The organism is Aeoliella fuhlenseeensis (assembly GCF_052161615.1).
GTDB lineage: Bacteria > Planctomycetota > Planctomycetia > Pirellulales > Lacipirellulaceae > Aeoliella.
In genome coordinates this window covers 632,517-658,838 of the sequence record NZ_CP197417.1, presented here as the reverse complement: position 1 = coordinate 658,838, position 26,322 = coordinate 632,517, and the positions used below count along the sequence as shown (strand labels likewise).

Below are 26,322 nucleotides of genomic sequence, written 5' to 3'. Positions count from 1 at the left end.
GGTGCGGCAGCGGATGATCGGGGATTGTAACGCATCGGCGGGGGTTTGAAAATCATGAACCTCGCACGGAGATGGTCGGTCGTGATCGCGGCGAGCTAGTCCTCTGCAATCCCCAGGAATCCATCATGCCCAGGCCACTCGACCAGAAATCGACCCTTGAGGACATCCGCGAGCGGTTTGACGCCGATGTCGAGCGATTCTCGAACCTCGAAACGGGACAGGCCGCGACGATCGACGCCCCGCTGGCGATGGAGCTGATCACGCGGGCCGCCATCGCGACGACACCCCATCTTCGCCGGGTGCTCGACATCGGTTGCGGGGCGGGCAACAACACGCTGAAACTCCGACTCGAGCTCGGCCGCGACTTTGATGCGGTGCTCGTGGATCTCAGCGAGCCGATGGTCGAACGGGCCGCCGCGCGAGTCGCCGAAGTCAACGGCGGGACGCAGACCAAGCTGGTGGGCGACTTTCGCACCGCGAAACTCGAGCCGGAGTCGTTCGACGTAATCCTCGCCGCCGCGGTGCTACATCACCTGCGCGACGACAACGACTGGCACACGGCCTTCGCGAAGATTTACCAGCTCCTCCGCCCCGGCGGCAGCGTCTGGATTACCGATCTGGTGACGCAGGAAACGCCGGCTGTCGACCAGATGATGTGGCACCGCTATGGCGAGTACCTTACTTCGCTTGGTGGCGAAGAGTACCGCGACCGCGTGTTTGACTACATCGACCGCGAAGACTCCCCACGCCCCGTGACCTATCAGCTCGATCTCTTGCGGGCGGTAGGATTCTCTCGGGTGGAACTCTTGCACAAGAACTCGTGCTTCGCCGCGTTCGGGGCGGTGAAGTGAAAGTTGCCCGCGAATGACGCGAATTGCCGCGAATGAAATACGAAGTCTCTACCAGGGTGGCGCTACGGCTCGTTCCTCGCGTCCGCTAACCCTTCACTCTGATGTGGTTTCCTTTCAGGAAACTGTTTGAGCTTCACTCTTCCTTCGCGAACATTCGCGTCATTCGCGGGCAAGCCACCTACGGCCTCCGGTTTCTTGCCATCCGTGTGCATCGGTGGCTAAGTCCTCCTCGCCCGAACTCTTGCGAGTCCGGCTACAAGAAACGGCCCGTGTCCATCGCTAGCAAACCACGAAGGCCTGCGGGGTATGCCGATTTTGCGGGCCGAATCTGCTGGGCGGGCTGTAATTCCGGCTTGCCAGCAGTTGTTCGTCGTGCGGGCCGTGGTAGGGTTAAGGACGGAAAAGCAACTCACGTTCGCCCCGTAGCTTTCAGATTGCGTGCTTTCAGAATTCTCCCCACGAACGGGCTCGGCGCACACTTCTCGACTTCTTGCGTATTAAGACCGGCAACTTTGTCTTGTTAGCTTCGTCGGTTTGGTTCGTTGTCTTTCCGATTCAGGCTTCGCCATGAATCGGACGGCAGGCATCGCTAGCAGCTCTCGACGGTTGTCGCCGAGAGTGCAAAAAACATTCAGCGAACGAGGACGTTCATGCATCGCTTCCTACTCGGCGTAGCTCTCCTGGGCTTGATCTCCTGGTTGCCATCGAACTTCGCTAGCGCGCAGTATGGCGTCACCGCAGCGCCACCGACGTACGTGGCACCCGCTTGCCCGCCTGTTATTTCGCCTCCCCCGATGGTGGTCGAGCCCCCGCGGCGTTGCTGCATACTCCGACTATGCGACTGGATGTGTGGCCGCCCCGCGCCGCAGCCCACGGTGGTCGCCATGCCGGTGATTCCCACGCAGCCCGTCTGCCCACCCACGCTCCCCAGCTGTGGCTGCAACCCTTGTGCGTGCGGCAACTGCCAAACGATGCCAGCCCCGTCGCTCACGAGTTACAACCCCGCGCCGGCAACCTACACTGCCAGCGCCCCAACGACCTACCAGGCGGCGTACCCTGCCCAACAGGCCTACCCCGTGCAGCAAACGTACCCAGTGCAGCAAGCCGGCTACGCCCCGACCGTGACGACCTTCCAGCCCCTCCAGCAGGTGGTCTACCCAACGACGAGCCGCCGCGCCCCGCCGCGGTGGCCTGGGCCTTGAGTGCAGTGAATAGATTGAGAATGACGAGCTGCTAGCTGGAGTTCATTCCGACGACCAGTAGGTCCTCGGCTATTACTGCACAAGCCTCTCAGTGCTTCCCACTGCCGAACTCCCGCTTCCCATCACTCCCCCAACCGCTCGTGCGCCTCTTCCGCCCAAGGACTTTCGGGCGCGAGATGCAAGAAGCGTTGCCAGTGGTCGCGGGCTTGTTCGGCGTAGCCGAGGCGGTCGAGGGTGCTGGCTAAGTGATAGTGCGCGTCGGCCAGTTGGGGGTTGGCTTCGAGGGCGCCGCGGAATGCCTCGGCGGCGTTCTTCATGTCGCCCTGCTCCAATAGCACGCAGCCCAGGTTCACGCGGGCTTCGTCGTACTCTTCATCGAGTTCGATCGCCATGAAGTACCGCTCGCGGGCGGCGGTCAGGTCGCCAAGTTGATACAAGAGGTCGGCGACCAGAAAATGGTCCTCGGGATCGGCCTCGCCGGATAGCAAAACGCCGCGGTAGAGTTCGAGCGCCGCGGTCAGCTCGCCACGGTCGGCCAGATCCATCGCCGCATCTCGGCAATCATCGGTGGTCAGCGGCGTGATATCCCCCGCGCGCTCGGTGGTGCCAGCAAGGCTCGGGATCTCCGGCATCGCGAGCGTGTCGGCCGGCGGGGCGTCGAAGTCAATTAGAAGCTGCCCGCTTGGCTCGGTGAGATCGGCACCGCGGCGGAGGAAAATCTTTCCCCCTTCGACCACGATCGACAGGTCGGCGAGCGGGCGCTCGACGTCGGGCGCGAGCTTCACCAGCTGCGTCATCTGACGGTCGATACTGGCGAGCGACACGCCGGCATGCACGAGCTCCGCCAAACGCCTAGCGACGCGAACCTCGGCAAAATCAAAATAGGGAAGCTTGCGGACTTCGCACACCGGCTGCAAGTAGCTTCGCCGGTGCCAGCGATGGATGGTCCGCGAATCGACCTTCACCATCTCGGCAAGCAGCGCCGGCGTGTAAAGCCGACTGACGCCAACCTCTTCGTCTACCAGCCCCACGCGCCGCCAGAGTTGCGTTTCGTCGACCAGCGTCACGAGCCCCGACGCCACACGCTCGCGAACCGCGTCCGGCAAATCGCCCACGACGTCGGCCACGCGGGTATCGTCCCCTTTCACGAGCAGCGTCGTCGACTCATCGGCCTTGATTTGCAGCACGCCGCCATGCGCGGTGACCACTTTATCAGCCTCCACCCGCGACATGCTGGCAAGCCGCCCCACGAGCGCAATCCGCTCGCCGGCGAGTTTGAGTTCGGTAGTGATCGAGGGCCCTGCGTCCATCGGCATAGTGTAACAGCGGGCAGGTAAGCCAGCGAGCGGGGCCCGTAAGGACCGTGGTTGAAAGAATTAGTCGCGGATGGGCGCGGATTTAAGCGGACGATCGCGGATGAAAACAAGCCTAGCAACACTCGGAAGCAAGTTGCAATATGTTCGTCGGGCGGTAGGGTGCCGAAGAGCTTTACCCCAATCCGCGAGTATCCGCGATTCGATCCGTGCAGATCCGCGACTAATTCTTACTTCCACCTAGCAACTGCGTCAGCTTCCGCAGCTTCTCCGCCTCGTCTTGACGGCCGAGGTTGGTTAGCAGTTCGATGCGTGCCTTGCGGGCGCGGTGCCAACGGTCGCTTCCTCGTTGGGTGGCGGTTTCGATGATGGCGTAGGCATCGAGGGCGGCTTGGCGGTCGGCCAGGGCGGTCGAACCGGCGAGCATCGCGGCGTACTCTTCTTGGAGGTCGCCGTTCTTGGGAAACTGCTTTACGAGCGATTGGTACATCGCCCGGGCTTCGTCCGTGTTGTCGACCGCCGCCAGCGCTGCTGCGCGGTACCGGTCGGCCGGTAGCTTCCACGTACTGGAACTACCACCCGCCACGTCGAGCACGGCAAGCAACAACTGCCCGATCGCCGCGCGTTCGGTGCGCCTCGACACCTGAGCGGCCGAGTACTCGCCTAGTTGTTTGACGAGTCGTTCGGCAAGAGGCTCAAGCGATGTGGTGGTTCCCTCTCCCCGTGCGGTTGACTTGAGTAGCGCGATCGCGTCGCCCGTTTTTCCACCCGACACCAGCGCCATAGCAAGGATCGGTGTAGCTCGATCCTTGTACTCGGCAGTGGCGGTAGGTTGTCCTTTGAGCGACATTGTCAGAAGTTGTTCGGCGTAATTAGCGCTGCCCGAATCAAGCATCAATCTGGCAAGTTCAATGGCGCAGGAACGCTGCGCGTCGCTCCACTCTCGCGGCCAGCCCACTGAGTCTCCGGTCCCGACAATCGCAGGCTGCAGCCTAGCGACCGCTTCGCGAATCAATTTTTCGCGTTCCGCGGTATCCGTAGTCGCGGCGATCTGCTCGCGATACGCGGTGGCGAGTAGCGCCGTCGCTTCTTCGTAGTGGGGCGTCGTGGGGGACACCTCCGACAGCACCGCGAGCGTTGCCTGCCACTGCTTGCGAGCGGCAAGCGCCTGCGCGAGCCACCAACGCACCTCGGGCGAGGTGCTTCCTTCGGGCCAGTGGCTCAAATGCTCGCGGCAAAGCTCCAAGTAACTGGCGAGGGCCTTCTGGGACTCTTCCCCCGACGTCTCGCGGGCGAGCATCGCCAGCGAGAGCACCGCTTCGCGATGATCGAATGCCGAATCGTCGCGATCGACCGAGGCGAGCGCAAGCCGACGGAAACGCTCCGCCGCCTCTTGGTACCGCCCCCCCTTCTGCATCACCGCGGCTGCCGACCGCTCGGCGGCGAACGCGCGGTCGCGATTTTGTTCGTTGCGGAACATCTCGGCCGCTTCGTCGTACGCGGCGATCGCCGCGGAGAGTTGTCCCGCATGGTAAAAATGCTCGGCGGCGTGCAGCTTCCCGACGCCCGACGTGGCGCTACCCGATGCTGCGAATCGCTCGCCCACCATCGCCTCGGCTTGGCGTACGTAGCGTGGTGCATGGCGCGAACGAATGGCGGTGAGCAGCGTCTCGATCTCGCTCGATTCCTCGGCGCTCGATGCAAGCAGTAGCTCCAGTCGCGCGAGGTCCACCGCCGACGACGTCCCCGGCGGAACCGCCGCGAGTCGATCCTGCGCCTCGCTGGCGCGTCCTGCCTTAGCCAGCAACTTCGCACCGGCCGCCAAAAGCTCGGCAGCCACGTCGCGAGGGGGCTCTTCGGCATTCCATTTGTTGATCAAGCCCAACCCTTGCTCGGTTTGGTTGAGCTCGGCGAGCGATTCGACGAGCGCCACCCGAGCCCGCCAAGTGAGCCCGTCGATGGGCTTGGCGGCCGAGAGCGTCGCGAGCGACTCGGCCGCTTGCTGCAGCGCATTCACACGATCGGCAGAGCCCGCTGGGTAGCTGAGTCCTTGCAATCGATACGCGCGGGCCAGCTCCAGCGCGACGCTTCGCTCCAAACCGACCAGCGTGAGCTCGTCGAGCGCAGCGTCCTCACGCACCTGCCCCATCGCAAGCTGCCGACGCTGTGTCTCGACCTGGTCGGCCACGGTTTTGAGCGTTGCAATTGCGGTGCGAAGACGCGTTTGTATTTGCTGGGTCGTGGACGGATCCGTGCGGCCCATGAGTTCAAGCTGCGCAAGTTCCCCCTCGGCCAGCAGGTTGAGTCCTTCCTGTAACTCGGCAAGCAAACTAAACGGCTGCTGCGCGGCGAGCCACGGAGCAATCGCCTCGTGCGCCGCCTGCCAGTAAGTGCCCCGCGTCCCCTCGTGCGCATCGTACGCCTGCGACACGGCCACCAGCGACAACTCGATCGCCATCTCGACTTCCTGACGAGGATCGAGCTTTCCCGACGCTAGTTGCTCGCGGCAATACAACTCGGCAAGCCTGGTCATCCCTTGCTCGCGAAGGTACGCGACGTAACGCTGCTCGGGACTGGAGGCGCAACTCCGACTAAATGAGTTAACACTGATCAGAAGAATTACTACGAGTTGAACGCAGAAACTAACCGACGACCTACGTGTCGTCGGAAGAGCGCTACGACAACTCCTTCCGACGACGCGTAGGTCGTCGGCTATTGGGATGCTCGAAATGCGTGTGCGACTCTTCAACATTACTCCGCGTCCGCCGCGAATTGTACTTTTTCAAGTCCCAAGGATCGCGCGAGGTCGTATACCGAGATTGCCTCGGCCAGGGGTACCGCGTCCTGGCAGTCGATGACCACAGGAAGCGTGCTATCGACGCTCGCGATTGCCTCGACCAGCTCACGCAGTTGGTCGCGAGTCGCGGTGGGTTGGTCGTTCACCCGCCAAGCGACACCAGAGTCGGTCGTTCCGATCTCGATCACGATCCGCTCCAAATCATCGGGGGGTTCGATCGGCACGTCCACCGTCGCGGAACTACTCACCAGCAAGTTCGAAGGCAGGACCAGCTCCGCCGCCTTGAAACTCGCAGTGCAAACGAAAAACACCATAAGCAGGAACACGACGTCGATCATCGGCGTCATGGACAGTTCGGTGGAATGCTGCTGAAAGCGGGGGTGTCGCCAGTTGGCCATTACTTCTTCTCCACCTACTTCTCCTCTACCTACTTCTCTTCGACGACGGCGAAACGGACGTCCCAGATGCCGGCCTTCGCGCAAGCCACCAGCACCGGTTTCACCTCGCCGAAGGGGATGCCATCGTCGGCGCGGATGCGGACTTCCAGCGGTTCGCTGGTTCGCTCGCGCTCGAAAGCCAACCGGCCGTCAAGTTCTTCGAGCGTCGCCTCGCTGGCCCCCAGGAGCACCGTACCATCGGCCTTGAGGTTGATGGTGACCCGCTTCCCTCCCTCCTCGGCCGCTTCAGCGCCGGTTACGGCGAGCGGCAAATCGAGTTCGAGCTGCGTCTCCTGCTGCACCAGATGGCTGCTGACCAGGAAGAAAATAATCAGCAGGAACACGACGTCGATCATCGGCGTCATGTTCATCGAGACCGGTTTGCGATTGCGAGCGTCGTTCATCACACAAGAGCGGCGGCAGGGACCGACCCAGTGGGCGGGTGCCTAGAGCGTTGATTTGGGAGGGGCGAAGCCAGCAGTGTAACAGGTTTCGATCGCTCGATGAGTAGCAACTTGGGCTGACCAAGTTTCGAAGGGGACGCTGGGGGCTGCGCTGAAGCTCGCAATCTGGAAGCTCACTCCGAATGCAACAATTCCATGCTAGCACCGTGGAGGGTGACATTGACCCCCCGGGTGGCAGTTTCTAATCTCTGTCGCGCTAACACAAAACGGGACCCGACGAGGTGGTACTCGTTGGCCTCTCCTTTCCCTTACGCGATACTTTAGCCCGCAGGATACCTTCGATGTCCCAGCCCGTGCCGATGCTTGATGTCAATCGTCAGAACGATCCCCTGATGGCGGAGATCGAAGCGGCACTGGCGGACGTGATTCGCACCGGGACGTTCATCAACGGCCCCGCTTGCCGCGATTTCGAAGAAGCCTTTGGGGCGTATGTCGGCGCCGAACACGCCGTCGGCTGTGCCTCGGGCAGCGATGCCCTGCTCTTGCCACTGATGGCCGAGAACATTGGCCCCGGCGACGAAGTGCTGCTGCCAAGCTTTACGTTCTTCGCCACCGCCGGCGCAGTCACGCGACTCGGTGCGACCCCCGTATTCGTGGACATTCTGCCCGAAACGTTCAACATCGACCTCGAGGACGCCGCTCGCAAGATCACCAAAGCGACCAAGGCAATCATCCCCGTGCACCTGTTTGGCCAGTCGGCCGACATGCGGGGCGTGATGGACCTGGCTGCCGCGCACAAGCTGTTCGTCATCGAAGACGCGTGCCAAGCGATTGGAGCCACCGCGAGTGGCATTCAAGTCGGGGCGATTGGCGAGTATGGCGCGTTTAGCTTCTATCCAACCAAGAACCTGGGTGGTTTTGGCGACGGCGGTATCGTTACTTGCCGCGATGCGGAGAAGGCCGAAGTATTGCGTCGCCTGCGGAACCATGGCCAGCACCCCCGCTACTACCACCACTTGGTGGGCCTCAATAGCCGGCTCGATTCGATGCAGGCGGCCGTGCTAAACGTTAAGCTCCCTTACGTCACCGACTGGGCCGAAGCACGCGGCGAGCATGCCGCGCGCTACACCGAAGAATTCAGCGACCGTGGCGTCCACGGTTCGCTCACCCTGCCCCACGTCACTCACGGCGTGTCGAGTGTGTGGAACCAGTACACGGTCCGCGTGCTGGGCGGTCAACGCGACGCATTGCAACAAGCGCTCACCGCGGTGGGCATTGGCTCGGCGATCTACTACCCCGTGCCACTCCACCTGCAAGCCTGCTTTGCCAACCTCGGTTACAAGCGGGGCGACCTCGTGCACACCGAGCGGGCTGCCGAGGAAGTGCTCTCGCTGCCGATGTTCCCCGAAATGACCTGCGAAGAACAAGACCGCGTGATCGACGCCGTCAGCGAGTTCTGCCGCTCGGGCCAGACCAAAGCCACGCCGGCGACCATGCCGCTCATTGCCCCCACGACCGGGGCAAACGTCGATCTGCCGACGCGGAAAGCAAGCTAGGCAAGAATGACCAAGGTCGAATAGACAATGACCAAGGAACGCGCAAGCGATGCTTTTGGTCATTGGACATTCGTCATTGGTGCTTCGAAGTTTAGTCCTTGCGTCCCTTGACGTCCTTCTCGCGCCTTACTGGTTGCAGCGTAACCAGCATGCCGAGGACGACGCACAAGAGCACGATGCCCCACGACAAACTCTCTTTGAGTTTCGAAGCCTCGGCGAGGACCGGAACGAGCAGCGTCGTAAGCGTGGCGAGCATGGCGAAGAGATCGGAGTTGGAGGCTAGGAGTTTCGGAAGCTTTCATTCTAACCCACCGCCGACCGGGTGCCAAACGGCGAGATTTGCCGGGAAAAACAGGAAAACCTGTGCCCCTTGTCATCCTGAAGGAGCCCCGGCGACCGAAGGATCTCGCTAGGCATTTCTTGGAACACGAATCGGCGCTACCCTTCGCTAATGGGGAAGAAATAGGTCGCGGATCTTCGCGGATTGGGCAGGATGAACGCGGATTTGTCGTCCAAGCGGCTGAGGTGTTCGAAGTGGTGAGGTGGGGATGAACAGGAGGGAACGGAGGGAACAGAGGAGGAAATGCTTGTGTAGTCCTTCTTTGTTCCCTTCGTTGCCTTCTGTTCAATAATGCCGGATTGGATTTGGAACAGAAGAGAACGAAGGAAACGAAGAAGTGTGAGTTCACAAGAGTTTCTCTGTTCCCTCCGTTTGCTCCTGTTCCCTTTCATCCTGCCAAACCGAAAGAACTGCGCGAACCGAACGATTCATCTGCGTTCATCCTGCCAAATCCGCGTGAATCCGCGTCCCATTCTAATTAGCGAAGATTAGCGCCGATTAGTGTTCCCAAAAATGCCGAGCGAGATCCTTCAGTCGCCTAGGCTCCTTCAGGATGACAAGCCGTTGGAAAGCTGGCTCTTCGGCAGGGCTAATCTTGCCACGCGTGTTCGGCTTCGCGTGAGAACCACTGCCGCCAGCTCGTGCCGCACTCGCGGAACTGGGCGGCGGGCATGGATACCGTGTCCCATCGCGCGGATAACGTGCGGGCCGATTGCCAGTAGTCGGCGAGCCGCACGGCGACAAAACCGTAGGTGCGATTCTGGTAATGCCACAGGTCTTCCACCGGTACCGGCGAGCGATCGGCAACCAGTTCGAACCCAAACACCAACAGTGGCGTGAACCCGGTGCCAAAGTACCGAGCCCATTCCGCAAGGCTCCGCAGGTCGTCGCGAGTCGACCAGTTCCGCCAGTACTGCTTGTGCTGCCGACCGCTTGGGAACTGCCGCCCTTTGATGTCCACCAAGTAACTTTCAGGCCCCGGGGGCGATACCAGGAAGTCGACACTCTTGAGCGAGTCTTTCCCTGTGGACGAAGAGTTTAGCGACGAACTACCCAACGATTGGGCGACCAGCGCGCGGCGTTTCTCGTCCACCGCCACGTACGGAATCCGCTCCTCCCGCAGCAGAGCCTCGAACGCCGCCTCGTAATGATGATGCCGCTTCGCCATGCCGGAATCGTACCGTCTAGAAATCCGCGCGGCCATCTGTGGAAAAGCACGCGTGATCAGATGTCACGGCAGGGGAAACAAGGACAAGTGGCGAATGACGAATGACGAATTCACAATGACCAACGTAGAGTTTTTGGTCAAATTCTGTCATCCTGAGGGAGCGTCAGCGACTGAAGGATCTCGCTCGGCATTTTTGGGAACACTAATCGGCGCTAATCTTCGCTAATTAGAATGGGACGCGGATTCACGCGGATTTGGCAGGATGAACGCGGATGAATCGTTCGGTTCGCGTAGTTCTCTCGGTTTGGCAGGATGAAAGGGAACAGGAGCAAACGGAGGGAACAGAGAAACTCTTGTGAACTCACATCTTCTTCGTTTCCTTCGTTCCCTTCTGTTCCAAGTACTCGGCTATTTTTTTGACAGAAGGCAACAAAGAGAACGAAGAAAGAAAGAGTAGACCAAGACCCACTTCTCTGTTGCCTCCGTTTCCTCCTGTTCATCCCCACCTCACCACTTCGAACACCTCAGCAGCTTGGAAGACAAATCCGCGCCCATCCTGCCCAATCCGCGAAGATCCGCGACCTATTCTTCCCTATTAGCGAAGATTAGCGCCGATTAGTGTTCCAAGAAATGGCTGGCGAGATCCTTCCGTCGCTGACGCTCCTTCAGGATGACAAGATTTGGGTTTGCCAGGATGGGATGGCCTGTCGGCTGACAGGCACGCTAGACTTCGCGATCGAAGATGCGATCGAACCGCTCTCTCGTGGCTTGGGCCGTTTCAAGCGTCTTGCTTTCCAGCGTGTGGGCGTCGGGGTAGCCCATCAGGTAGGCGAGTTTCGCGAGCTCGCGCTCGTCGGTCGGCAGTTCGTGGCGTCCGGCGGCGTTCATCAAACGGATCGACGACTCGACGCTACGCTGGAAACGATAACTCGTGCGGAAGAACTCCGCATCGTCGGCCGATAGGTAGCCTCCCGCTTCGAGAGCGGTGAGCGCGGCGAGGGTGCCGGGCTGGCGGATTGATGGGTCGGCACCGCCATGCTTGAGGGCGAGTAGCTGCACCAGGAACTCGGTATCCATCGTGCCGCCACGTCCGCGCTTGAGGTTGCGATCGCTGGCGGTCTCTTCGAGTCTCCTACGCATGTCGCGGATCTTCGCCGCGTCGTCGGACGACCATGCCGGGCCGAAGGCCGCTCGCGACACCGCTTCCATCGCGTACGCCGAAGCGGCGGGCGAGCCGTAGATCACGCGGGCTTTGCACAAGGCTTGGCGTTCCCACAAGTCGGCGGTACCCGACTCGAAGTAGCGAATGAACGCGTCGATCGGTACGGCCAGCGAACCACTCTTGCCCGTGGGGCGAAGCCGTGCATCGAGTTCGTACAATCGGCCAAACGGTCCGATGCGGCTCGCGCCGGTAATGATCCGCTGGCCGAGCTCGCTGAAGTAATGGTTGTTGCTGGTCGTAGTGGCGCTGGTGACTTTGCAGCCGGTGTAGTCGGTGTGGAAGGTCCGCCCCTCGGCTTCGTACAAGAACACCACGTCGAGGTCGCTGTGGTAGTTCGGCTCACGACCACCCAGTTTGCCGAGTGCCAGGATCACCAACCCGCAAGTCTCTCCCTCGCGACCGGCGAATTGCCGGCGGAGTTCGTCGCTGGCATCGGGATTGTGCTCGAACGATGGAATGGTCGGCGTGCCAAATTTGTCTTGCAGTTTTTGCTCTTCGCGGCGGGCGATCCGTTGCAAGCAGACTTCCGCCACGTCGGCAAGCGCGGCGTGCGTATGCTCCACGTCGTCCTTGCCCAGAATGTCCCGCACGCCAATTCGCAGGTGCTGGGCATTCTTGAAGCTGTGCAAAATCGGATCGATGTCCTCGGCGCCGCGGGTCAGATCGCCGAGCGTACTCGTGAGCATCTCGCGCGACGGCAGGCCCTCGACCAGCAGGCTGTCCATCAGCTCGTCGATCATGCCGGGATTCGAGGTCAGAATGCCAGCCAGATAAGGACAGGCCGCGCAGAGCGTGACGTAGAGGTCGAGCGACGGGCGGTTCGAACGGAACAATTCCCAAAGCGCGCTCTTCCCGCCAAGCGAATCGCTAACCCGGCTCAGGTTCATCAGCGTTGAATCGGGCTCGGGGGTCTTCGCAATCGCGTCCAAGAGCTGCGGCGATATCGACGCCAGGAAGTGCCGGCAGCGGCGCGTCGAGAGGAAGCGAATCTTCTCGGTCGCCAGCGCCATCAAGTTGTGGTACGCCCCCTGAGGGTCCGTGAACGGGTACTTGCCCAGCACCTCGGCCACTTCATCGGGGGTCGGCGAGGGGTTGTTCACCAGGTCGACTTCCGGCTCCAGCTCCGCGTCCTCGCCGAACGCATCGTGCAGCAGGTGATTGAGAATCTTGCGGTTCAGCTCGGTCCGCTCGCGGTGGTCCTCTTCAAACGCCGCGGTAGCCGAACGCTCCAGCGTTGGGAAATACCCAAGGCGAACCGCCAACTTACGCAGTTCGTCGGAGTTCTCCGGCAGCGTGTGCGTTTGCAGGTCGTAGAGAATCTGCAACCGGTGTTCGAGCTTTCGAAGAGCGGCGTAGTTCTCTTCCAGGATCGTCCGCTCCTGATTATTCAGGCATCCGGCATTTTCGAGTGCGGTGATGGCATCGAGCGTGTTGCCGGTGCGAATCTCAGGGAGCGTCCCACCGTTGAGGAGCTGCAAGAACTGAATGGCAAACTCGATGTCGCGAATGCCGCCGACGCCGGTCTTCACGTCGAGCTGATGATGGCCATCGAGCTTCGTGCGGTGTTCGATCTGGCGCTTGAGCGTCTTGATGCCCGTGATGTCGGCGAGGCTCAGGTAACGGCGGTAGATCCACGGCTCCAGCTCCGCGAGCAGCGACTCCCCCAGATCGATGTCGCCGGCCACGGCGCGGGCCTTGATCATCGCCTGGCGTTCCCAGGTGCGACCTTTGATGTCGTAGTACGTGAGCGCGCGGTCGTACGTGATGCAAGCCGTGCCCCGCGAACCCTCGGGTCTTAGCCTCAGGTCCACACGGTAGGTAGTGCCAAGCTCGGTCGGTTCGGTCAGCAGCTTGACGATGTCGCGGGTCAGGTGCTCGAAGAACTCTTGGTTCGTCGTGAGCCGGCGGCCCTCGGTCTTGCCGTCCCCCTCGCTCACCATGATCAGGTCGATGTCGCTGGAGTAGTTGAGCTCCAGACCACCAAGCTTGCCGAGCGCCAGCACGACGAACTTCGCCGGCCGGTCGTTGATCATCGGCACGCCGAGCTTCTCTTCCAGCGCGCGGCGAGCGAACCGCACGGCCGCCTCGACCGCGGCGTCGGCGACGAACGAGATCTGCCGCGCGACGGTGGCGATCGGTTGCTCGCGAACAATGTCGCCATAAGCTATGCGAAGCGTCTCACGGCGTTTGAAGTTTCGCAGGATCCGCATCGCTTCGACGGGCTGCGAGACGGTGAGGATCTCGCCAACGAGCTCCTCGACCAATAAGTTGCGCGCGACCGGTTGCCCCTCGGTCATGCGCAAGAGGTCGTACGCCTCGTTGTCGACAACGAGCAGGTCGCTCAAGTACTGGCTGGTGGAGAACAGCGTCAGCAGCCGCGGGAGCGCCAATCGATCGCGCTCGAACAGCGCGCAGGTGGCCATGGGGTTCCGCGACGCGACGACGAACCGCTCGAGGTTGTTCCACGCCATGTCGGCGTCGGCGAGACGGGGGGCGACGGCGGAGAACTGCTCGCACACATCGGCCAAGAGATCGAGCGTGACGCCCGCCTCGGCCATCCGGCGAAGGTTGCCATGGCCCGTGGCGGTCTCGCGAAGCCGCAGGGCTTCGTCTAGCCACGGTTTGGCCACCGAGGGCTCGTCCAGGTACTGCCGCAGGAGGTCGATTTTCATTGTCTGGTCGTCACCAAAAAGATGCGACCGCCTGGGTCCTCTTTCCTGACTCTCGCCCTATTGTAGCTCGGCCGGCGCGGGAAGTCATCAGGTAGAAATGGGGGAAAGTAAAGGATGACTCGCCCACGATACTACGTTAAAATTAGCGATAAGCCCCCATTCCCCCATTCGTGCCGATGCACTCCGCTATGTCCACCATTCAGGTCCAATTACCCGGAGATCTAGCCCAGTTTGTCCAGGGCCGAATCGCAGCGGGCAACTTCGCGGACGCGGGGGACTATATCGTCGCCCTCGTTGACGCGGCACGGCGCGGGCAAAGCAGCGTCGAGTCACTCTTGATCGATGGGCTTCAAAGTGGCCCCGCGGAGCCGTGGACTGGCGAAGAATTCGAAGCTTCTAGGCAGCGTCTCGTCGAACGGCACGAGAAGAACTAGGTGGCCGTCTTGGGTAAGTTCGTCAGACCGGCTCACGCTTTCGGCAAATCCGAAGTTAGTGAGCATTTGACGTGGGTCGAGGTTTGGGTGCCGGCGCTCCGCGGAGCAACCCTTCGGTACTTAGGTCTTCGTCAATCCCGGGCCAGTGAATTCCAAATCCGCCGCCGCACCTCTCCCAGTCGCTACGCTGCTCAGCGGTCGCGTGTAGCAACCGGGGATACCATGCGTACGGTACCGTGATGGTGCGGCCGTCTAGCAGGTCGACGCTAAACGCATCTTCCCCGAAATGAACGTCCTTAACCTTCTCTCCGGCGTTAATCCCCGAACCGATCATGCCATGCCTCCAGCAGTTGCTGCTGATTAGATTCGATTATCTCTTCGACCTTCCTGAGCTCATGTCCAGGAAAGCCAAGATTGTGTGCGAGTGATATGGGTTCTAACCAGAACTTCGCAGTTAGATCATCGCGATCTACATGCACATGGGCTGGTTCGTTTGGCTCATGACTATAAAAGTAGAATCGGTAAGGGCCAATTCGAAGGACGGTGGGCATATCGGAGCTTCTACTGCATTCTGTGTTACGACCATCGCTAAGTCAAACTCACCAGCTCCGGCCCCACGTGCTGCGTCACCACCGTCCCGAACAGAGTGTGGGCGTTGGCGTCGTAGATGCCGATGTCGATGGTCTCGCCTATCTGCCGGCGGTTGCCTTCGAACACCACAATGCGGTCGCACATCGTTCGGCCAGTGAGTTGGACAACCGGGTGCTCGACGCCCAGTTCGGCTTCCTTCTTCGCCGCGGTCTTGCTCGGTCCCTCGACCAGCACCTGGACGCGGTCGCCCAGGAAACGCTGGTTGTCCGCTTCGCTGATTTCGTTCTGCAGGGCGAGCATTTCGTTATTCCGCTCGCGTTTCACCTCGTCCGGCACGTCGTCGGGGAGCAGCTGTGCCCCCTTCGTTCCGGGACGCTCGCTGTACTTAAAGATAAAGCTGTTCTTGAACCGCGCCTCGCGAACCAGGTCCATCGACATCTGGAAATCTTCGTCGGTCTCGCCACTGAAGCCAACGATAAAATCGCTGGTCACCGCGACCTTCGGAATCCACTCGTACGTCCGGGCGAGCATCTCGCGGTATTCGGCGACGGTGTAGCCACGCCGCATCGCCTTGAGCTGGGCGTCGCTGCCACTCTGGGCCGGCACGTGCAGGTACTTCGAGCACTTCGGCAGATCGCGCACCGCGGCCAGCACGTCGTCGGTCATGTCCTTCGGATAGTTCGTCACGAACTTGATCCGCGTCAGGCCATCGATCTCGTGCAGCGAGTACAACAGGTCGCTGAACCGCGTGGTGCGTTCCCCCTCTTTGTATTTGTAGCTGTTGACCGTTTGGCCCAAGAGCGTGATCTCTTTGCACCCCTCGGACGCCAACTGGCGAGCTTCGGCCAGGATGTGCTCGGGCGAACGGCTTTGCTCGGGGCCGCGGACGCTAGGCACAATGCAGTAGGTGCAAAACTTATCGCAGCCAATCTGAATGCGAACGTACGCCTGAAACGGAGTGGGCCGCATCGTCGGATCGCGCAGCGGGTCGAAGCTCTCGTGGCTGCGGGTAATGTCTTGCTTCGAGCCATCCTTGCGGCCGAGGCTCACCTCAAGCTGCTGCCCAGCGCCTTGCTGCACTTTGCGAATCAGCTCGGGCACCTGATGCAGCTGTCCCGGTCCAACGACGAGATCGACGTAAGGAGCCCGCTCGAAAACCGTCCGCTGATGGTTCTGAGCCATGCAGCCGATCACGCCGATCACTTTGTCGGGGTTCGCCTGCTTGGCGTTCTTCAGGCGACCTAGCGCGCTGTAGATTTTCTCTTCGGCATGCTCACGCACGCTGCACGTGTTGAACAGCACCGTGTCGGCGTCGGCCACGACGCGCGTCAGCTCGTACCCCTCCTTGCGTAGCGCCGCCACCACGAGCTCGCTGTCGAGCACGTTCATCTGGCAGCCAACCGTTTCAATATAAAGCTTAGGCATCGGGGGCGAGCGGTCGCCGTAAGGCGACTGGTAGTTTGGGTGAGTAAGTGAGTAAGTGAGTAAGTGAGTAAGTGAGTAAGTGAGTAAGTGAGTAAGTGAGTAAGTGAGTAAGTGAGTAAGTGAGTAAGTGAGTAGACCCAGCGACACCATTCCCCCAACAGCCGACGACCTACGTGTCGTCGGACAAACCTTCAAGCAAGCAGAACGTCTACGCCAACTGCTCGCGTTTCTTTCGCTCCGCCTCGGCGGCTTCTTCGCGAGCGCGGTGTTCGTCGAACTGACGTTTAATGTCTGCCATCAGCCAGTCGCGACGCCGACGCATCAACTGCACCAGCGACACCACCGCCACTAGGGCGGCCACGACCATCAGCACCATGTCCGAGCGATCCATCGACGAGCCTCCTGCTCGAGGGATTTTGCGATTCCGGGAACCACTATGGTACTCAATCGGACCGGTTGGGGGCGAGGGGAATCACCGCTCCCCTTCTCCTTGCGACGCGAGTGAGCCGGGGCGTCCCCGCCCCCGGACGGCAGCGGAGTTGACGTTCTGCTTGACTTCAGACAGTCCGGGGTCGGGGACGACCCGGCTCGCCGGACCGCTCTATTCGCTCGCAAACCGCCCCCCCGCGTAGCCTCTGAGGAACTCCGAAGCCGCCATCGAGCGTTTGCCGGCGGGTTGAACCTGGAGGATTTCGAGCAGTCCGTCCCCGGTACGAACGAGCAGTTTGCCGCCTGATTCGATGACCATTCCTGCGTGAGCCGGGTCGTCCCCGACCCCGGAAGGCGCTTGTGATTCCCCTCCGGTCGCTGACGCTCCCGGCTCGCCTATCGCAACAACCTGTACCTTATCAATCGCCACCCGCAGCGGTTGGCGGCCTTCCATCTGCCAGAACGAGTACGCCCGCGGCCAGGGCGAGTAGGCTCGCACCCGGTTTTTGATCTCCTGAGCGCCGAGCGACCAGTCGATCAGACCATGCTCCTTCGCCAGTCTTGGCGCTTTGCTAGCAGCGGTGTGCTCCTGCTCCACGGGCTCGGCGGTCCCAGCGTCGAGCTTGGCCACTACTTCCAGCACCCCCTCGGCACCGAGCTTCGCCAATCGTTCTTCGAGCTCGCCCGCCGTTTCATCGGGATCGATCTCCACGCGCTGCTGGGCGAGGCACGGACCCGCGTCGAGGCCCGCCGTCATCTGGATCACCGTGTTTCCCGTCACTGCGTCCCCCGACAGCACGGCCCACTGCACCGGCGCGGCACCGCGGTACTTGGGGAGCAGCGACCCATGCAGGTTCACTCCGCCAAGCCGCGTCGTGGCGAGCGCCGCGGGCTTCAGGATCTCGCCATAGTCGCACACCACCAGGAGATCGACGGCCAGCGACTTGAGCCGTTCGACCGACTCCGGCAAGTTCACGCTCTCGGGCGTCCAGAGCTCCAGGCCGAGTTCCTCCGCCGCCTCGTGCATCGGCGGCCGCGGCGTACCGCGCCGCCCCTTAAACGGCCGCGAGACCACCACCGGCACCTCGTACCCCGCAGCAACGAGCGCCCGCAGCGTGGGTACAGCAAACGGACCAGTGCCAAGCATCAAGAGTTTCATAAACGTAGAACGGACTTCATTCCGTTAGTTAAGTATTAGTCGCGGATCTACGCGGATCTGGGCGGATGATCGCAAATGAATAGTCGTTACAGCAAAACGTTCTTCGAGTTCTCGTTAAGCTAGAAAGCTAACTTAAACTCTCGATGATCTATTAGAGAAATCCGCGACTACCCGCCCAGATCCGCGTCCATCCGCGACGAATTCTTCTAGACTCGGGTAACGGAATAAATTCCGTTGTACTACGCCCGCAGCTTCTCCAGCTCCGCAATCCGCGCGGCTACGGCTTCGGCGGTAGGGGCTTCGCCGGTGGCTAGGCGGCTTTCGAAGTCGATTTCGAACTCGTCCACCAAGCCGCGGATCTCGGCCAGGTTGCCTTCGGCCAGGCGGTCGATGAACAGGATGCCGTCGAGATGGTCGGTTTCGTGTTGCACCACGCGGGCGGGGAATCCACTGAGGTCGGCCTTCATCAAGTTGCCACTCAAGTCGTACGCCTCGATGTGCAGCGACTTGGCCCGCATCACATCGGCGTGGACGCCCGGCAAGCTCAGGCAGCCCTCGTTGCCCAGTACCTGCCCCTTCGCCTTCGAAATCACCGGGTTGATGAACACCTGCTCGGCGTCCTTCTCCTGGCTGTTGCCAGTGGGGTTCGCCACGAACAGCCGGTAGGGCAAGTCGACTTGATTTGCCGCCAGACCGACACCCTCGTGCTCGTACATCAGGTCGAACATCTCGGCCACCCAGTCGCGAAGCTGCTGGTCGACACGCTTGATCGGCTGCGACTTGTGCCGCAAGGTCGGGTGGGGGTAATGAATGACAGTAAGTGGCATAGATCTAAAAAACTAAAAAAGGCGAGCCGGAAGCGCCCCGTACTGGAAAAACAGCGCCCGGAGGGCGCGTCGTGATAGGATGGATATTCCGTAATATAGCGCAAAATGGGTCGATTTGGCAGTGCTGCGTGGCACGCCCCCCGCATTGCCAGCAGGCCATCCGCGTTGACCCACGTGGTGCCCAGCCCTAGAATCCCTGCGGCTTTTCGTCGATTTTTCCGTCCACCACGCGTCGGTCCTTCATGCAACCCACTGCCGCCGAGCGCCGTGCCCAGATTCCGTCGTGGATCATCTCGACCGTGGTCCACGCCACGCTCGTGGTGCTCATTCTATTCTGGGCGGGGAGCGCACCGCAGGGATCGGCCGAAGAGACTTCGCGGGACGTTGGCATCGTGCTCAAGCGGGCGACGTCCGACGGCGTGAAGTTCGAGGGCGAAGAGGACAATCCCTCCGACAAAACGGCCGACACCAACACCGCGAACCCCACGCCCGCCGACCCCAGCGACGCCCTGCCGACCGTCGCCGAGAACTCCAACTCCGCCGACGCCCTCCCCGCCGAGCAAGCCATCGGCGCCGAGTCGGTCCCCGGTGCCAGCGCCTCAGCAATGGCGAACGCTGGCGGTAACGTCGGTGGCGCTCCTGGCGACGTGGGCGAAGAGGCGAACGTCGAGTTCTTCGGCGTTCAAGGCAAAGGCAACAAGTTCGTGTACCTGGTCGATCGCTCGGCGAGCATGGACGGTGCGCCGCTCGCCGCCGCGAAGTCGCAGATCGCCACGAGCCTCGCCTCGCTCGACGAAGTGCATCAGTTCCAGATCATCTTCTTCAACACCGCCGCGCAGCCCTTCACCATCGACGGCCGTCAGCGAATCGCGTTCGCCAGCGAGCAGAACAAGCGCATGGCCGATCGACTCCTTGGCGGCGTCACCGCCCACGGCGGCACCGATCGCGTCGCCGCGCTCAAGGCAGCTATCCAGCTTGGTCCCGACGTGGTGTTCTTCCTCACCGACGCCGACGGACCCATGTCGGAACTCGACCTCTCCGAGATCGCGCGACTCAACCAACGCTACAACGCATCCATCTGCACCATCGAATTCGGCCGCGGCCCCGACCCCAAACGATACAACTTCCTCAAGTCCCTCGCCGAAAGCACCGGCGGGCAGTACGGGTACGTGAATACCAACACACTGGGGAAGTAAACGAATTCGGAATGCAGGGTTCGGAATGCGGATTGAATCGGCCGCGCATGCCAATCTGAGAAAGACTTGTCTTGTTATCTCATTCCGAGGGAGCCCTGTCCGGCTGTGTCATTCTGAGGGAGCCCTGGCGACTGAAGAATCTCGCCCCTCGATCAACTCCAACCATCACTCCCAAAGCTTTCCTGCTTCAATTTTCCTGGAACACTAATCCACGCTAATCTTCACTAATCAATTCCCATTAGCGCCGATTAGCGAAGATTAGCGTTCCCAAAAACTTCTTCTCAATGCATCCATTCCTCCTATCACTGACGATTCTCTTTTTCTTCGCCACATCCCTCCGCGCCGATACCGTCACCCTCTCCTCCGCCAAAGACTCTGCCGGCACCATCGAAGTCTCGGGCGATGTCGTCGATTACACCGGGCGTGAGATTCTCATTCGCGGGCCCGGTGGCAACGAGCGAAAATTCCCCGCCGCGCGCGTGGTGAAGGTCGACACTCGCTGGCCTGATGGGTTCGAGCAAGGAACCGCCGAGCTCGAAGCGGGTAACTACGCCCAGGCTTCCGAGCTACTCGCCGCCGCCGCGCGGGCCGATCAGCGGCCGTGGGTTCGGCGGCTCGCGATGCAGCGCTTAATGGAGTGCTACGCGGCAGCTGGCGACGTGGCGACCGCGGGGCGGCTGCTCGTCGAGCTCGCCAAGAGCGATCCCTCGACGGGGGCCATCCAGCACGCGCCGCTCGCGTGGTTCGCCACCGACAAGGTGCCGCCCGCCACCATCGCCGAGTGGCTCGCGAGCAACCAGCCGGCGACACAACTGCTCGGTGCGAGCTACGCCCTCTCCGGCAGCGATCGACCGGCCGCGCTCAACGTGCTCAAACAACTCATGCGACTCGCGGACGATCAGTTCGCGCCGCTCGCCGAGATGCAGTCGTGGCGCACGGAGATCATCACCGCCAAGCCCACCGACGTCGCGCGATGGGAAGCACGCGTCAAGAAGTTCGCCGAGCCGGTGCAGGCAGGTGGTTGGCTGGTGATTGGCGACACCCGTCGGCAGCTCCACGAGTCCGACGCCGCGGCACTCGCTTACCTCCGCGCGAGCCAGCTTGCCGAGGGTCAGCCACAGCTTGCGGCCCACGCCCTTTGGCAAGCCGCGCGCGTGCTGGGCGATGCGGGACACGCGGACGAAGCGACGAAGCTAGCTCGCCAAATCGTCGCCGACTACCCGAAAACTGCGGCAGCCGCCGAGGCTCGCAGTATGCTACAATCGGCCGAGTAGCTAGCAGTGCACCTGAAGTTTGTGCTCCGCGTCACCCTAGACGCCTTAGCCCCGGGCAAGCCTGCCCGGGGTTCGTCACGGATCGTGTGACGATCCGGCTATTGAAGTCACTAGTTAAGACCCTCCATCCGAACAGGGACGTTTCGTTGGTTCGACACTTCATCAAGTTCGCTCTTCCGCTGTTGCTCGTGCTCGTTGTCGCGCAAGTAGCGTTCGCCCAACAAGCTCCCCAGGTCGCACCCGCCGGCGAAGCTCCACCCGCCGAAGACTCGCTCGCCGAGATCGTCTTTTCCGGCGGACCCATTGGCATCGCGATTGTCGTGACCCTCTTCGCGTTGTCGCTGGGTGGCATGGCGCTCGTGATCGAACACGTGATGACCATTCGCCGCAGCGTGCTGATGCCCGACGAACTCGTCAAGCAACTTCGCGAGAGCCTCGCGCAAGGACAAGTCGGCCAAGCGATTCAGCGATGCGATGCCACGCCCTGCGCCTTCGCCTCGATGATGCGCGCGGCATTGGTCGAAGCCGAAGCCGGTTGGCCCGCCGTCGAGAAGGGACTAGAGGAACAAACGGCCGAAGAAGCGAGCCGACTGTTTCGCAAGATCGAGTACCTTAGCCTCCTCGGCAACATCGCCCCCATGGTGGGCCTCCTCGGCACCGTGGTCGGCATGCTGCTCGCCTTCCGCGAAGTCGCCAACACCCAAGGCGCCGCCCGCGCCGCCGAACTCGCCAGCGGCATCTACCAAGCCCTGGTCACCACGGTCTGCGGCCTGATCATCGCCATCCCAGCGCTCGCCGCCTACGCCATGTTCCGCAACCGAGTCGACGGCCTCATCGCCGAATGCGTCTCTACTGCGAAAGGCCTCCTAGTCCCCATCCGCCGCGCACTGATGAATCGGAAGTCGCCTTAGTAAGCGGCGCACCAGAGAGAGCATGGAAGACTCGGAGAACTCGGTTACTCCCGGCGCCTGTGTCATTCTGAGGGAGCCTCAGCGACCGAAGAATCTCCTCCGCCACTCGAAGAGAAGTCACACGCTGAGAATCGTAGCGGCAGGGCGCGAGCCCTCCGGCCGACGGGGTGAAGGCCCCGCGATTAGGAACATTGTCACCATCTCGCCGGGCGGCTCGCGCCGCTCCGCTAAAGATAGGTGACGCCAAGATTTTTGGAACACTAATCCGCGCTAATCTTCGCTAATCAATACCCGAATCCTTTTCGTGCTTCTTCGCGCCTTTTCGTGGCAATTCGGGTTGGCCACAAAGAGGCAAGAAAAGACACGAAAAGAAATGGAAGAGAATTCAAGCATGAACTTACGGCAATCTTCACTAGCCTTCATTAGCGAAGATTAGCGCCAATTAGTGTTCCCAACTCTTCCTCCGCGTTCTCCGTGCCCTCTGTGGTTCATCCCCGGCGTATCAATCAATCAAGTCCTGCAGTCGCTGCAAGAACCCCTTCGGCGGCAAGTCTTCTTTATTCAGCTCCGCGCGGATCATCGCGTTCTTCATCTCCTCGAACGTAAACAGGAACGTCCCTTCGCTCCCATCACTATGCTGGAGCCGCACGCGAGCCCACCGCACCGGCTCGCCCTCCTCCCGCTCTTTGTTCTCAATCGCATCAATATGCCCCAGCGGCAAATACGCCTTGGGTCGATCGTTACCAAGATTCCCCTGAGCCATCGCATGGCCTCCGTGTTGAGTGACTGCCAATCGCCTTCCCCCCGAAGTGTAACCGAGCCAAACTCTCACCGCCAATGGATAACTTTTGGCAACACTAATCTTCACTAATATTCGCTAATGAGAAGTAGCGTGACGTTGATCAAATTCCTCCGTCCCCTCCGTTCCCTCCTGTCACACTTCCTTTGCACCAACTCCTCATCCCGCTTCTCATTAGCGAAGTTTAGCGCCGATTAGTGTTCCCCATCCTCTCTCCGCGCCTCCGCGTCTCTGCGTGAGACTTCTTCCGAATGGCGAGCGAGATCCTTCCGTCGCTGAGGCTCCATCAGGATGACACAGGCTTCCAACATCGCCTAAATCGCGCACCTTCCACCCACTGAACTATTTTCCACTTTTTCGCGCGCAGCTACTTGAAAGCGCGCTCGACATTCGTTAGAATACACGCACAAGTTTCGACTGGTATCCAGCGGAGCGATGGCCGCCCGGCCTAGCCGGGTGCGAATCGGTATCCAAAGAGCCCGTCTTCGAGAGCACGTCTCTCGAAGGCGGGCTTTTTTCGTTTCTGGGGCCAGTTTCGGGGGAATTCTCGACGCGTAAAAAACCGCTCACCGCGGCCCGCTACCGGTACGCACACACGCCACTTACTCAATGACCCAACCAACTCCACATAGTCCACTCGAACGCATGCCCCCACCCTAACCCTCCCCCGAGACGTCGTTGCGAGTTGAGTCCACCCCAATGACAACGCTTAGCGCGCAACGACTTGGGGGAGGGGACAAGAATTGAAACCGCCACAACCCGACATAAATGCCGGGCCTAACAACGCGCTGCGTCACCTACTCACCTACTCACTGCCTACAGCCTTAACATGAACACCTTCCTAACGCTCGACCAAGCGCGTCGTCGAATGTTCGATGGCGACCTCTTACTGTTCCGTCGCAAACGGTGGTCCCTTGGATCGCTCATCGCCATTGCCGGTCGCGGCGTGCATTCGCACGCGGCGAAGGTCGCGTGGTGGGGCGACGAGCCGTTCTGTTGCGAAGTTCGCGAGTGGTACGGCGGACGTGCCGTGACGCTCGCCAGCCAAGTCGCACGCTACTCGGGTCGCATCGACGTGTTTCGCGTGAACCCCCAGTTTCGCTGGCCCGAGTACGACCGATTGGCATCGATTCGCTACATGCGCCGCCTCGCCGGCTGCGACTACGGTTACCTGGGCGTCGTGGCCGCTTCGCTACTGCATTTACCGGGCATTCGCTACTTCGCCCGCCCCACGATCGACGACACCCAACTCACCCGGCACCCGCCGTTTTGTAGCCAAGCCGTGGCGATGGCCGACCGCCTCGCCGGCGGCGTCGATCCGGTGCCCCACCTCGCCGACCACCAACTAACCCCCGCCGACTTAGCCCAAAGCCCCTTCTACGAGTACTCGTTCACACTGGTGTGAAATGTGTAGGCCGGATGCCCTTTTGTCATCCTGAGGGCGCCAGCGCCTATGTCATCCTGAAGGAGCCTAGGCGACGGAAGGATCTCCTATGCCATTTATTCGGCGTGAACCAAGGCGAGATCCTTCAGTCGTCGGGACTCCCTCAGGATGACAGGCCCGCCCCACTCACCTACTCACCTACTCACCTACTCACCGACTCACCGACTCACCTCTTCTCATTGGTCATTGTCAATTCGTCATTGGACATTCCCCATGCACCTCTCCCATTCGCTCATCTTCTTCCTCTGTTTCACCTCGCTACTCGTAACACACGTCCGCGCCGAGTGCGTTCGCCTCCCCGATGGCACATGGCGATGCATCCCCACCGCGCCGCCAAGCGAACCGGCCGCCCAGCCCGTCGCGACCGACGTTCGCGTCCAATGCCCCACCGCGCGGGGCAGCGCGACCTCGGTAGCGCGTAGCGCAAGTGGTGGCACGCTCATCGTCACCAATCACCACGTCATTCGCGGCCAGTCGTCCATCACGCTCCACTCGGGCAGCGGCGCAACTGCAACGGCTACCGTTGCCGCGATCGACGAGGCGAACGACCTCGCGCTGCTCGAAGTCGCTGCGAGTTGGACCTTTGTCACGCTCGGCGACGAGGTGCCGATTGGCACGCACGTGCAGTTCCGCGCGTTCGACGCCGGCACACTGTTTCGCAAGTACTACGGGCAAGTCACCAACACCTACCAAGGCCAGGGCACTGCCGGCTATTTCGCCACGGGCACGAGCCGTCCCGGCAACTCCGGCGGCGGCGTCTACAGCCAAGGCAGACTGGTCGGCGTCGTGTGGGGCAACCCCGACGGCGGCACCGCCTTCGTCCCCATCGGCCCGGTGAAGCAACTGATCGAGCGAGTCAACTCGCAACACCTCACCCAAAAACCTCCAACCCTCACGCCGCTCGAACGCCTTCCCGTCTTCCCTAGCCCCCAGCCCCAAGCCCCCAGCCCCCAAGCATGCGACTGCGACACCCGCCTCGCCCGCATCGAACAACAACTCACCACGCTTCAAAAACAAAACATCTCACCCAGCGCGCCGGCGACTTCTCCTCCGGCATCTGTGCCACCCGCACCGGCCAGTAGCGCTACCCTCGGCCTGGTGACCCTGGTCGCCGGCGCGCTTGGCGTGAGTACTCCCATCGGCCTGGCGATCGTCGTCGCCGGGGCACTGCTGCGAACGAAACTGAAAAAACGCGAGCGTGGCCCAGGAGGTCCGCGCGACCAAACGTTTCACGAATCCACCGCCACCACCACGCACCCCGAACAAGCAGCCTGACGAAACCTTCCACTACGGGTGGAGTACGCAAGAGCAACGGGCCGTTCCTGTCGCGTTTGAAACGCCTCCAACATCTCCTCAAATCGTCGAGACCAACCACTATGTCCCCTACGAAACCTCGAAGTTCCAAAACGCCTACGCCTGGGCCGCCAGCCAAGTCGCCCGCAAACTCCCCGCGAGCGTCGAAACACTGCACACGCTCGAGAGCCTGATCAAGCAGCAGATGAATGGAAATGACGAATGACGAATGGAAACAAGGACCAATGCAGAAAGAGTCTCGAACTCTTGTCCCCTCTCCCCCGTTTCGTTCGCGCGCGGTGCATTCCATTCGCATCCGCACGGCCGCGAACGGAATGGGGGAGAGGGCTAGGGTGAGGGGGCCGGCCCTGCTCGGGTGTATTGCCACTTCGTAACCCAGGGTAGCAGCGTTCGCTGCAACCCTGGGCTGACATACGCAATCCCTTCGGGATAAGACCCCGCAAACCCGGCATAAATGCCGGGCCTAAGAACTCGCTGCAACAACGCAACCTACTCACCTACTCACAAATGCACTCACCCCATTGGTCATTGGCAATTCGTCATTGGTCATTCCCCCC

The 26,322-nt window shown here is 61.3% G+C and carries 24 protein-coding genes; 10 read left to right on the top strand and 14 right to left on the bottom strand.

The window, feature by feature from the left end; all coding sequences use genetic code 11:
- The first annotated feature begins 125 nt into the window (after positions 1-125).
- Complete coding sequence (locus tag SH292x_RS02635) at positions 126-851, top strand: class I SAM-dependent methyltransferase (RefSeq protein WP_442484028.1); 726 nt, start codon at positions 126-128, stop codon at positions 849-851.
- Positions 852-1,501: 650 nt separating this feature from the next.
- Positions 1,502-2,053 (top strand): hypothetical protein, encoded by a 552-nt coding sequence (locus SH292x_RS02630; RefSeq protein ID WP_442484027.1) that lies wholly within the window; start codon positions 1,502-1,504, stop codon positions 2,051-2,053.
- Positions 2,054-2,175: 122 nt separating this feature from the next.
- On the opposite strand, the gene SH292x_RS02625 is transcribed toward SH292x_RS02630, so the two are convergent.
- The 4 genes from SH292x_RS02625 to SH292x_RS02610 form a co-directional block, all read right to left on the bottom strand.
- Positions 2,176-3,369 carry a tetratricopeptide repeat protein gene (locus SH292x_RS02625; RefSeq protein WP_442484026.1) on the bottom strand — a complete coding sequence of 398 codons (1,194 nt, stop codon included), beginning with the start codon at positions 3,367-3,369 and terminating at the stop codon, positions 2,176-2,178.
- A 220-nt stretch (positions 3,370-3,589) separates the two neighbouring features.
- Positions 3,590-5,899: a hypothetical protein gene (locus SH292x_RS02620; protein WP_442484025.1), complete on the bottom strand. Its 2,310-nt coding sequence runs from the start codon at positions 5,897-5,899 to the stop codon at positions 3,590-3,592.
- Positions 5,900-6,117: 218 nt separating this feature from the next.
- Positions 6,118-6,561: an ExbD/TolR family protein gene (locus SH292x_RS02615; protein ID WP_442484024.1), complete on the bottom strand. Its 444-nt coding sequence runs from the start codon at positions 6,559-6,561 to the stop codon at positions 6,118-6,120.
- Between the two features lie 29 nt (positions 6,562-6,590).
- The gene (locus SH292x_RS02610) at positions 6,591-7,004 is read right to left on the bottom strand and encodes an ExbD/TolR family protein (protein ID WP_442484023.1); all 414 of its coding nucleotides are present in this window, start codon (positions 7,002-7,004) and stop codon (positions 6,591-6,593) included.
- A gap of 341 nt (positions 7,005-7,345) precedes the next feature.
- Between SH292x_RS02610 and SH292x_RS02605 the strand changes: the two genes are divergently transcribed.
- Positions 7,346-8,560, top strand: a complete 1,215-nt coding sequence (locus SH292x_RS02605; protein ID WP_442484022.1) for a DegT/DnrJ/EryC1/StrS family aminotransferase — start codon at positions 7,346-7,348, stop codon at positions 8,558-8,560.
- A 91-nt stretch (positions 8,561-8,651) separates the two neighbouring features.
- On the opposite strand, the gene SH292x_RS02600 is transcribed toward SH292x_RS02605, so the two are convergent.
- The 3 genes from SH292x_RS02600 to glnE all read right to left on the bottom strand — a co-directional run bounded on the left by SH292x_RS02600 (position 8,652) and on the right by glnE (position 13,962).
- On the bottom strand, positions 8,652-8,816 hold the full coding sequence (locus tag SH292x_RS02600) for a hypothetical protein (RefSeq protein WP_442484021.1): 165 nt from the start codon (positions 8,814-8,816) through the stop codon (positions 8,652-8,654).
- Between the two features lie 673 nt (positions 8,817-9,489).
- On the bottom strand, positions 9,490-10,068 hold the full coding sequence (locus SH292x_RS02595) for an HYExAFE family protein (protein ID WP_442484020.1): 579 nt from the start codon (positions 10,066-10,068) through the stop codon (positions 9,490-9,492).
- Positions 10,069-10,791: 723 nt separating this feature from the next.
- On the bottom strand, positions 10,792-13,962 hold the full coding sequence (gene glnE, locus SH292x_RS02590; protein ID WP_442484019.1) for a bifunctional [glutamate--ammonia ligase]-adenylyl-L-tyrosine phosphorylase/[glutamate--ammonia-ligase] adenylyltransferase: 3,171 nt from the start codon (positions 13,960-13,962) through the stop codon (positions 10,792-10,794).
- A 188-nt stretch (positions 13,963-14,150) separates the two neighbouring features.
- Between glnE and SH292x_RS02585 the strand changes: the two genes are divergently transcribed.
- Positions 14,151-14,396: a ribbon-helix-helix domain-containing protein gene (locus SH292x_RS02585; protein ID WP_442484018.1), complete on the top strand. Its 246-nt coding sequence runs from the start codon at positions 14,151-14,153 to the stop codon at positions 14,394-14,396.
- 55 nt (positions 14,397-14,451) lie between these two features.
- Here SH292x_RS02585 and SH292x_RS02580 read toward each other — a convergent pair whose 3' ends face one another.
- The 6 genes from SH292x_RS02580 to def all read right to left on the bottom strand — a co-directional run bounded on the left by SH292x_RS02580 (position 14,452) and on the right by def (position 18,827).
- Positions 14,452-14,730 (bottom strand): DUF2442 domain-containing protein, encoded by a 279-nt coding sequence (locus tag SH292x_RS02580; protein WP_442484017.1) that lies wholly within the window; start codon positions 14,728-14,730, stop codon positions 14,452-14,454.
- On the bottom strand, positions 14,711-14,947 hold the full coding sequence (locus SH292x_RS02575) for a DUF4160 domain-containing protein (RefSeq protein WP_442484016.1): 237 nt from the start codon (positions 14,945-14,947) through the stop codon (positions 14,711-14,713). Before SH292x_RS02575 ends, SH292x_RS02580 begins: the two co-directional genes overlap by 20 nt.
- Before the next feature lie 37 nt (positions 14,948-14,984).
- Positions 14,985-16,412 carry a tRNA (N6-isopentenyl adenosine(37)-C2)-methylthiotransferase MiaB gene (gene miaB / locus SH292x_RS02570; protein ID WP_442484015.1) on the bottom strand — a complete coding sequence of 476 codons (1,428 nt, stop codon included), beginning with the start codon at positions 16,410-16,412 and terminating at the stop codon, positions 14,985-14,987.
- A 208-nt stretch (positions 16,413-16,620) separates the two neighbouring features.
- Positions 16,621-16,803, bottom strand: coding sequence for a hypothetical protein (locus SH292x_RS02565; protein WP_442484014.1), 183 nt, complete (start codon positions 16,801-16,803; stop codon positions 16,621-16,623).
- A 210-nt stretch (positions 16,804-17,013) separates the two neighbouring features.
- The gene (gene fmt, locus SH292x_RS02560; RefSeq protein WP_442484013.1) at positions 17,014-18,000 is read right to left on the bottom strand and encodes a methionyl-tRNA formyltransferase; all 987 of its coding nucleotides are present in this window, start codon (positions 17,998-18,000) and stop codon (positions 17,014-17,016) included.
- 239 nt (positions 18,001-18,239) lie between these two features.
- Positions 18,240-18,827, bottom strand: a complete 588-nt coding sequence (def, locus tag SH292x_RS02555; RefSeq protein ID WP_442484012.1) for a peptide deformylase — start codon at positions 18,825-18,827, stop codon at positions 18,240-18,242.
- 242 nt (positions 18,828-19,069) lie between these two features.
- On the opposite strand from def, the gene SH292x_RS02550 reads away from it, so the two are divergent.
- From SH292x_RS02550 to SH292x_RS02540, 3 genes are all read left to right on the top strand, one after another.
- A complete protein-coding gene (locus SH292x_RS02550; protein WP_442484011.1) occupies positions 19,070-20,023 on the top strand; it encodes a hypothetical protein in 954 nt (317 codons plus the stop codon).
- Between the two features lie 284 nt (positions 20,024-20,307).
- Positions 20,308-21,297, top strand: coding sequence for a tetratricopeptide repeat protein (locus SH292x_RS02545; RefSeq protein ID WP_442484010.1), 990 nt, complete (start codon positions 20,308-20,310; stop codon positions 21,295-21,297).
- A gap of 146 nt (positions 21,298-21,443) precedes the next feature.
- Positions 21,444-22,208 (top strand): MotA/TolQ/ExbB proton channel family protein, encoded by a 765-nt coding sequence (locus SH292x_RS02540; RefSeq protein WP_442484009.1) that lies wholly within the window; start codon positions 21,444-21,446, stop codon positions 22,206-22,208.
- Between the two features lie 502 nt (positions 22,209-22,710).
- Here SH292x_RS02540 and SH292x_RS02535 read toward each other — a convergent pair.
- A complete protein-coding gene (locus SH292x_RS02535) occupies positions 22,711-22,971 on the bottom strand; it encodes a hypothetical protein (RefSeq protein ID WP_442484008.1) in 261 nt (86 codons plus the stop codon).
- Positions 22,972-23,836: 865 nt separating this feature from the next.
- Here SH292x_RS02535 and SH292x_RS02530 point away from each other — a divergent pair.
- From SH292x_RS02530 to SH292x_RS02520, 3 genes are all read left to right on the top strand, one after another.
- Positions 23,837-24,412, top strand: coding sequence for a hypothetical protein (locus SH292x_RS02530; protein WP_442484007.1), 576 nt, complete (start codon positions 23,837-23,839; stop codon positions 24,410-24,412).
- Between the two features lie 252 nt (positions 24,413-24,664).
- Positions 24,665-25,726: a S1 family peptidase gene (locus SH292x_RS02525; RefSeq protein WP_442484006.1), complete on the top strand. Its 1,062-nt coding sequence runs from the start codon at positions 24,665-24,667 to the stop codon at positions 25,724-25,726.
- The gene (locus SH292x_RS02520; RefSeq protein WP_442485891.1) at positions 25,650-25,970 is read left to right on the top strand and encodes a hypothetical protein; all 321 of its coding nucleotides are present in this window, start codon (positions 25,650-25,652) and stop codon (positions 25,968-25,970) included. Before SH292x_RS02525 ends, SH292x_RS02520 begins: the two co-directional genes overlap by 77 nt.
- Positions 25,971-26,322: the final 352 nt, after the last annotated feature.

Coding starts and splice junctions, on each gene's coding strand:
- SH292x_RS02550 (WP_442484011.1), top strand. CDS start 19,070: ATGCAACCCACTGCCGCCGAGCGCCGTGCCCAGATTCCGTCGTGGATC.
- SH292x_RS02600 (WP_442484021.1), bottom strand. CDS start 8,816: ATGCTCGCCACGCTTACGACGCTGCTCGTTCCGGTCCTCGCCGAGGCT.
- SH292x_RS02585 (WP_442484018.1), top strand. CDS start 14,151: ATGTCCACCATTCAGGTCCAATTACCCGGAGATCTAGCCCAGTTTGTC.
- miaB (WP_442484015.1), bottom strand. CDS start 16,412: ATGCCTAAGCTTTATATTGAAACGGTTGGCTGCCAGATGAACGTGCTC.
- fmt (WP_442484013.1), bottom strand. CDS start 18,000: ATGAAACTCTTGATGCTTGGCACTGGTCCGTTTGCTGTACCCACGCTG.
- glnE (WP_442484019.1), bottom strand. CDS start 13,962: ATGAAAATCGACCTCCTGCGGCAGTACCTGGACGAGCCCTCGGTGGCC.
- SH292x_RS02635 (WP_442484028.1), top strand. CDS start 126: ATGCCCAGGCCACTCGACCAGAAATCGACCCTTGAGGACATCCGCGAG.
- SH292x_RS02530 (WP_442484007.1), top strand. CDS start 23,837: ATGAACACCTTCCTAACGCTCGACCAAGCGCGTCGTCGAATGTTCGAT.
- SH292x_RS02630 (WP_442484027.1), top strand. CDS start 1,502: ATGCATCGCTTCCTACTCGGCGTAGCTCTCCTGGGCTTGATCTCCTGG.
- SH292x_RS02525 (WP_442484006.1), top strand. CDS start 24,665: ATGCACCTCTCCCATTCGCTCATCTTCTTCCTCTGTTTCACCTCGCTA.
- SH292x_RS02605 (WP_442484022.1), top strand. CDS start 7,346: ATGTCCCAGCCCGTGCCGATGCTTGATGTCAATCGTCAGAACGATCCC.
- SH292x_RS02610 (WP_442484023.1), bottom strand. CDS start 7,004: ATGAACGACGCTCGCAATCGCAAACCGGTCTCGATGAACATGACGCCG.
- SH292x_RS02615 (WP_442484024.1), bottom strand. CDS start 6,561: ATGGCCAACTGGCGACACCCCCGCTTTCAGCAGCATTCCACCGAACTG.
- SH292x_RS02620 (WP_442484025.1), bottom strand. CDS start 5,899: ATGACCAGGCTTGCCGAGTTGTATTGCCGCGAGCAACTAGCGTCGGGA.
- SH292x_RS02575 (WP_442484016.1), bottom strand. CDS start 14,947: ATGCCCACCGTCCTTCGAATTGGCCCTTACCGATTCTACTTTTATAGT.
- SH292x_RS02535 (WP_442484008.1), bottom strand. CDS start 22,971: ATGGCTCAGGGGAATCTTGGTAACGATCGACCCAAGGCGTATTTGCCG.
- def (WP_442484012.1), bottom strand. CDS start 18,827: ATGCCACTTACTGTCATTCATTACCCCCACCCGACCTTGCGGCACAAG.
- SH292x_RS02565 (WP_442484014.1), bottom strand. CDS start 16,803: ATGGATCGCTCGGACATGGTGCTGATGGTCGTGGCCGCCCTAGTGGCG.
- SH292x_RS02580 (WP_442484017.1), bottom strand. CDS start 14,730: ATGATCGGTTCGGGGATTAACGCCGGAGAGAAGGTTAAGGACGTTCAT.
- SH292x_RS02545 (WP_442484010.1), top strand. CDS start 20,308: ATGCATCCATTCCTCCTATCACTGACGATTCTCTTTTTCTTCGCCACA.
- SH292x_RS02625 (WP_442484026.1), bottom strand. CDS start 3,369: ATGCCGATGGACGCAGGGCCCTCGATCACTACCGAACTCAAACTCGCC.
- SH292x_RS02595 (WP_442484020.1), bottom strand. CDS start 10,068: ATGGCGAAGCGGCATCATCATTACGAGGCGGCGTTCGAGGCTCTGCTG.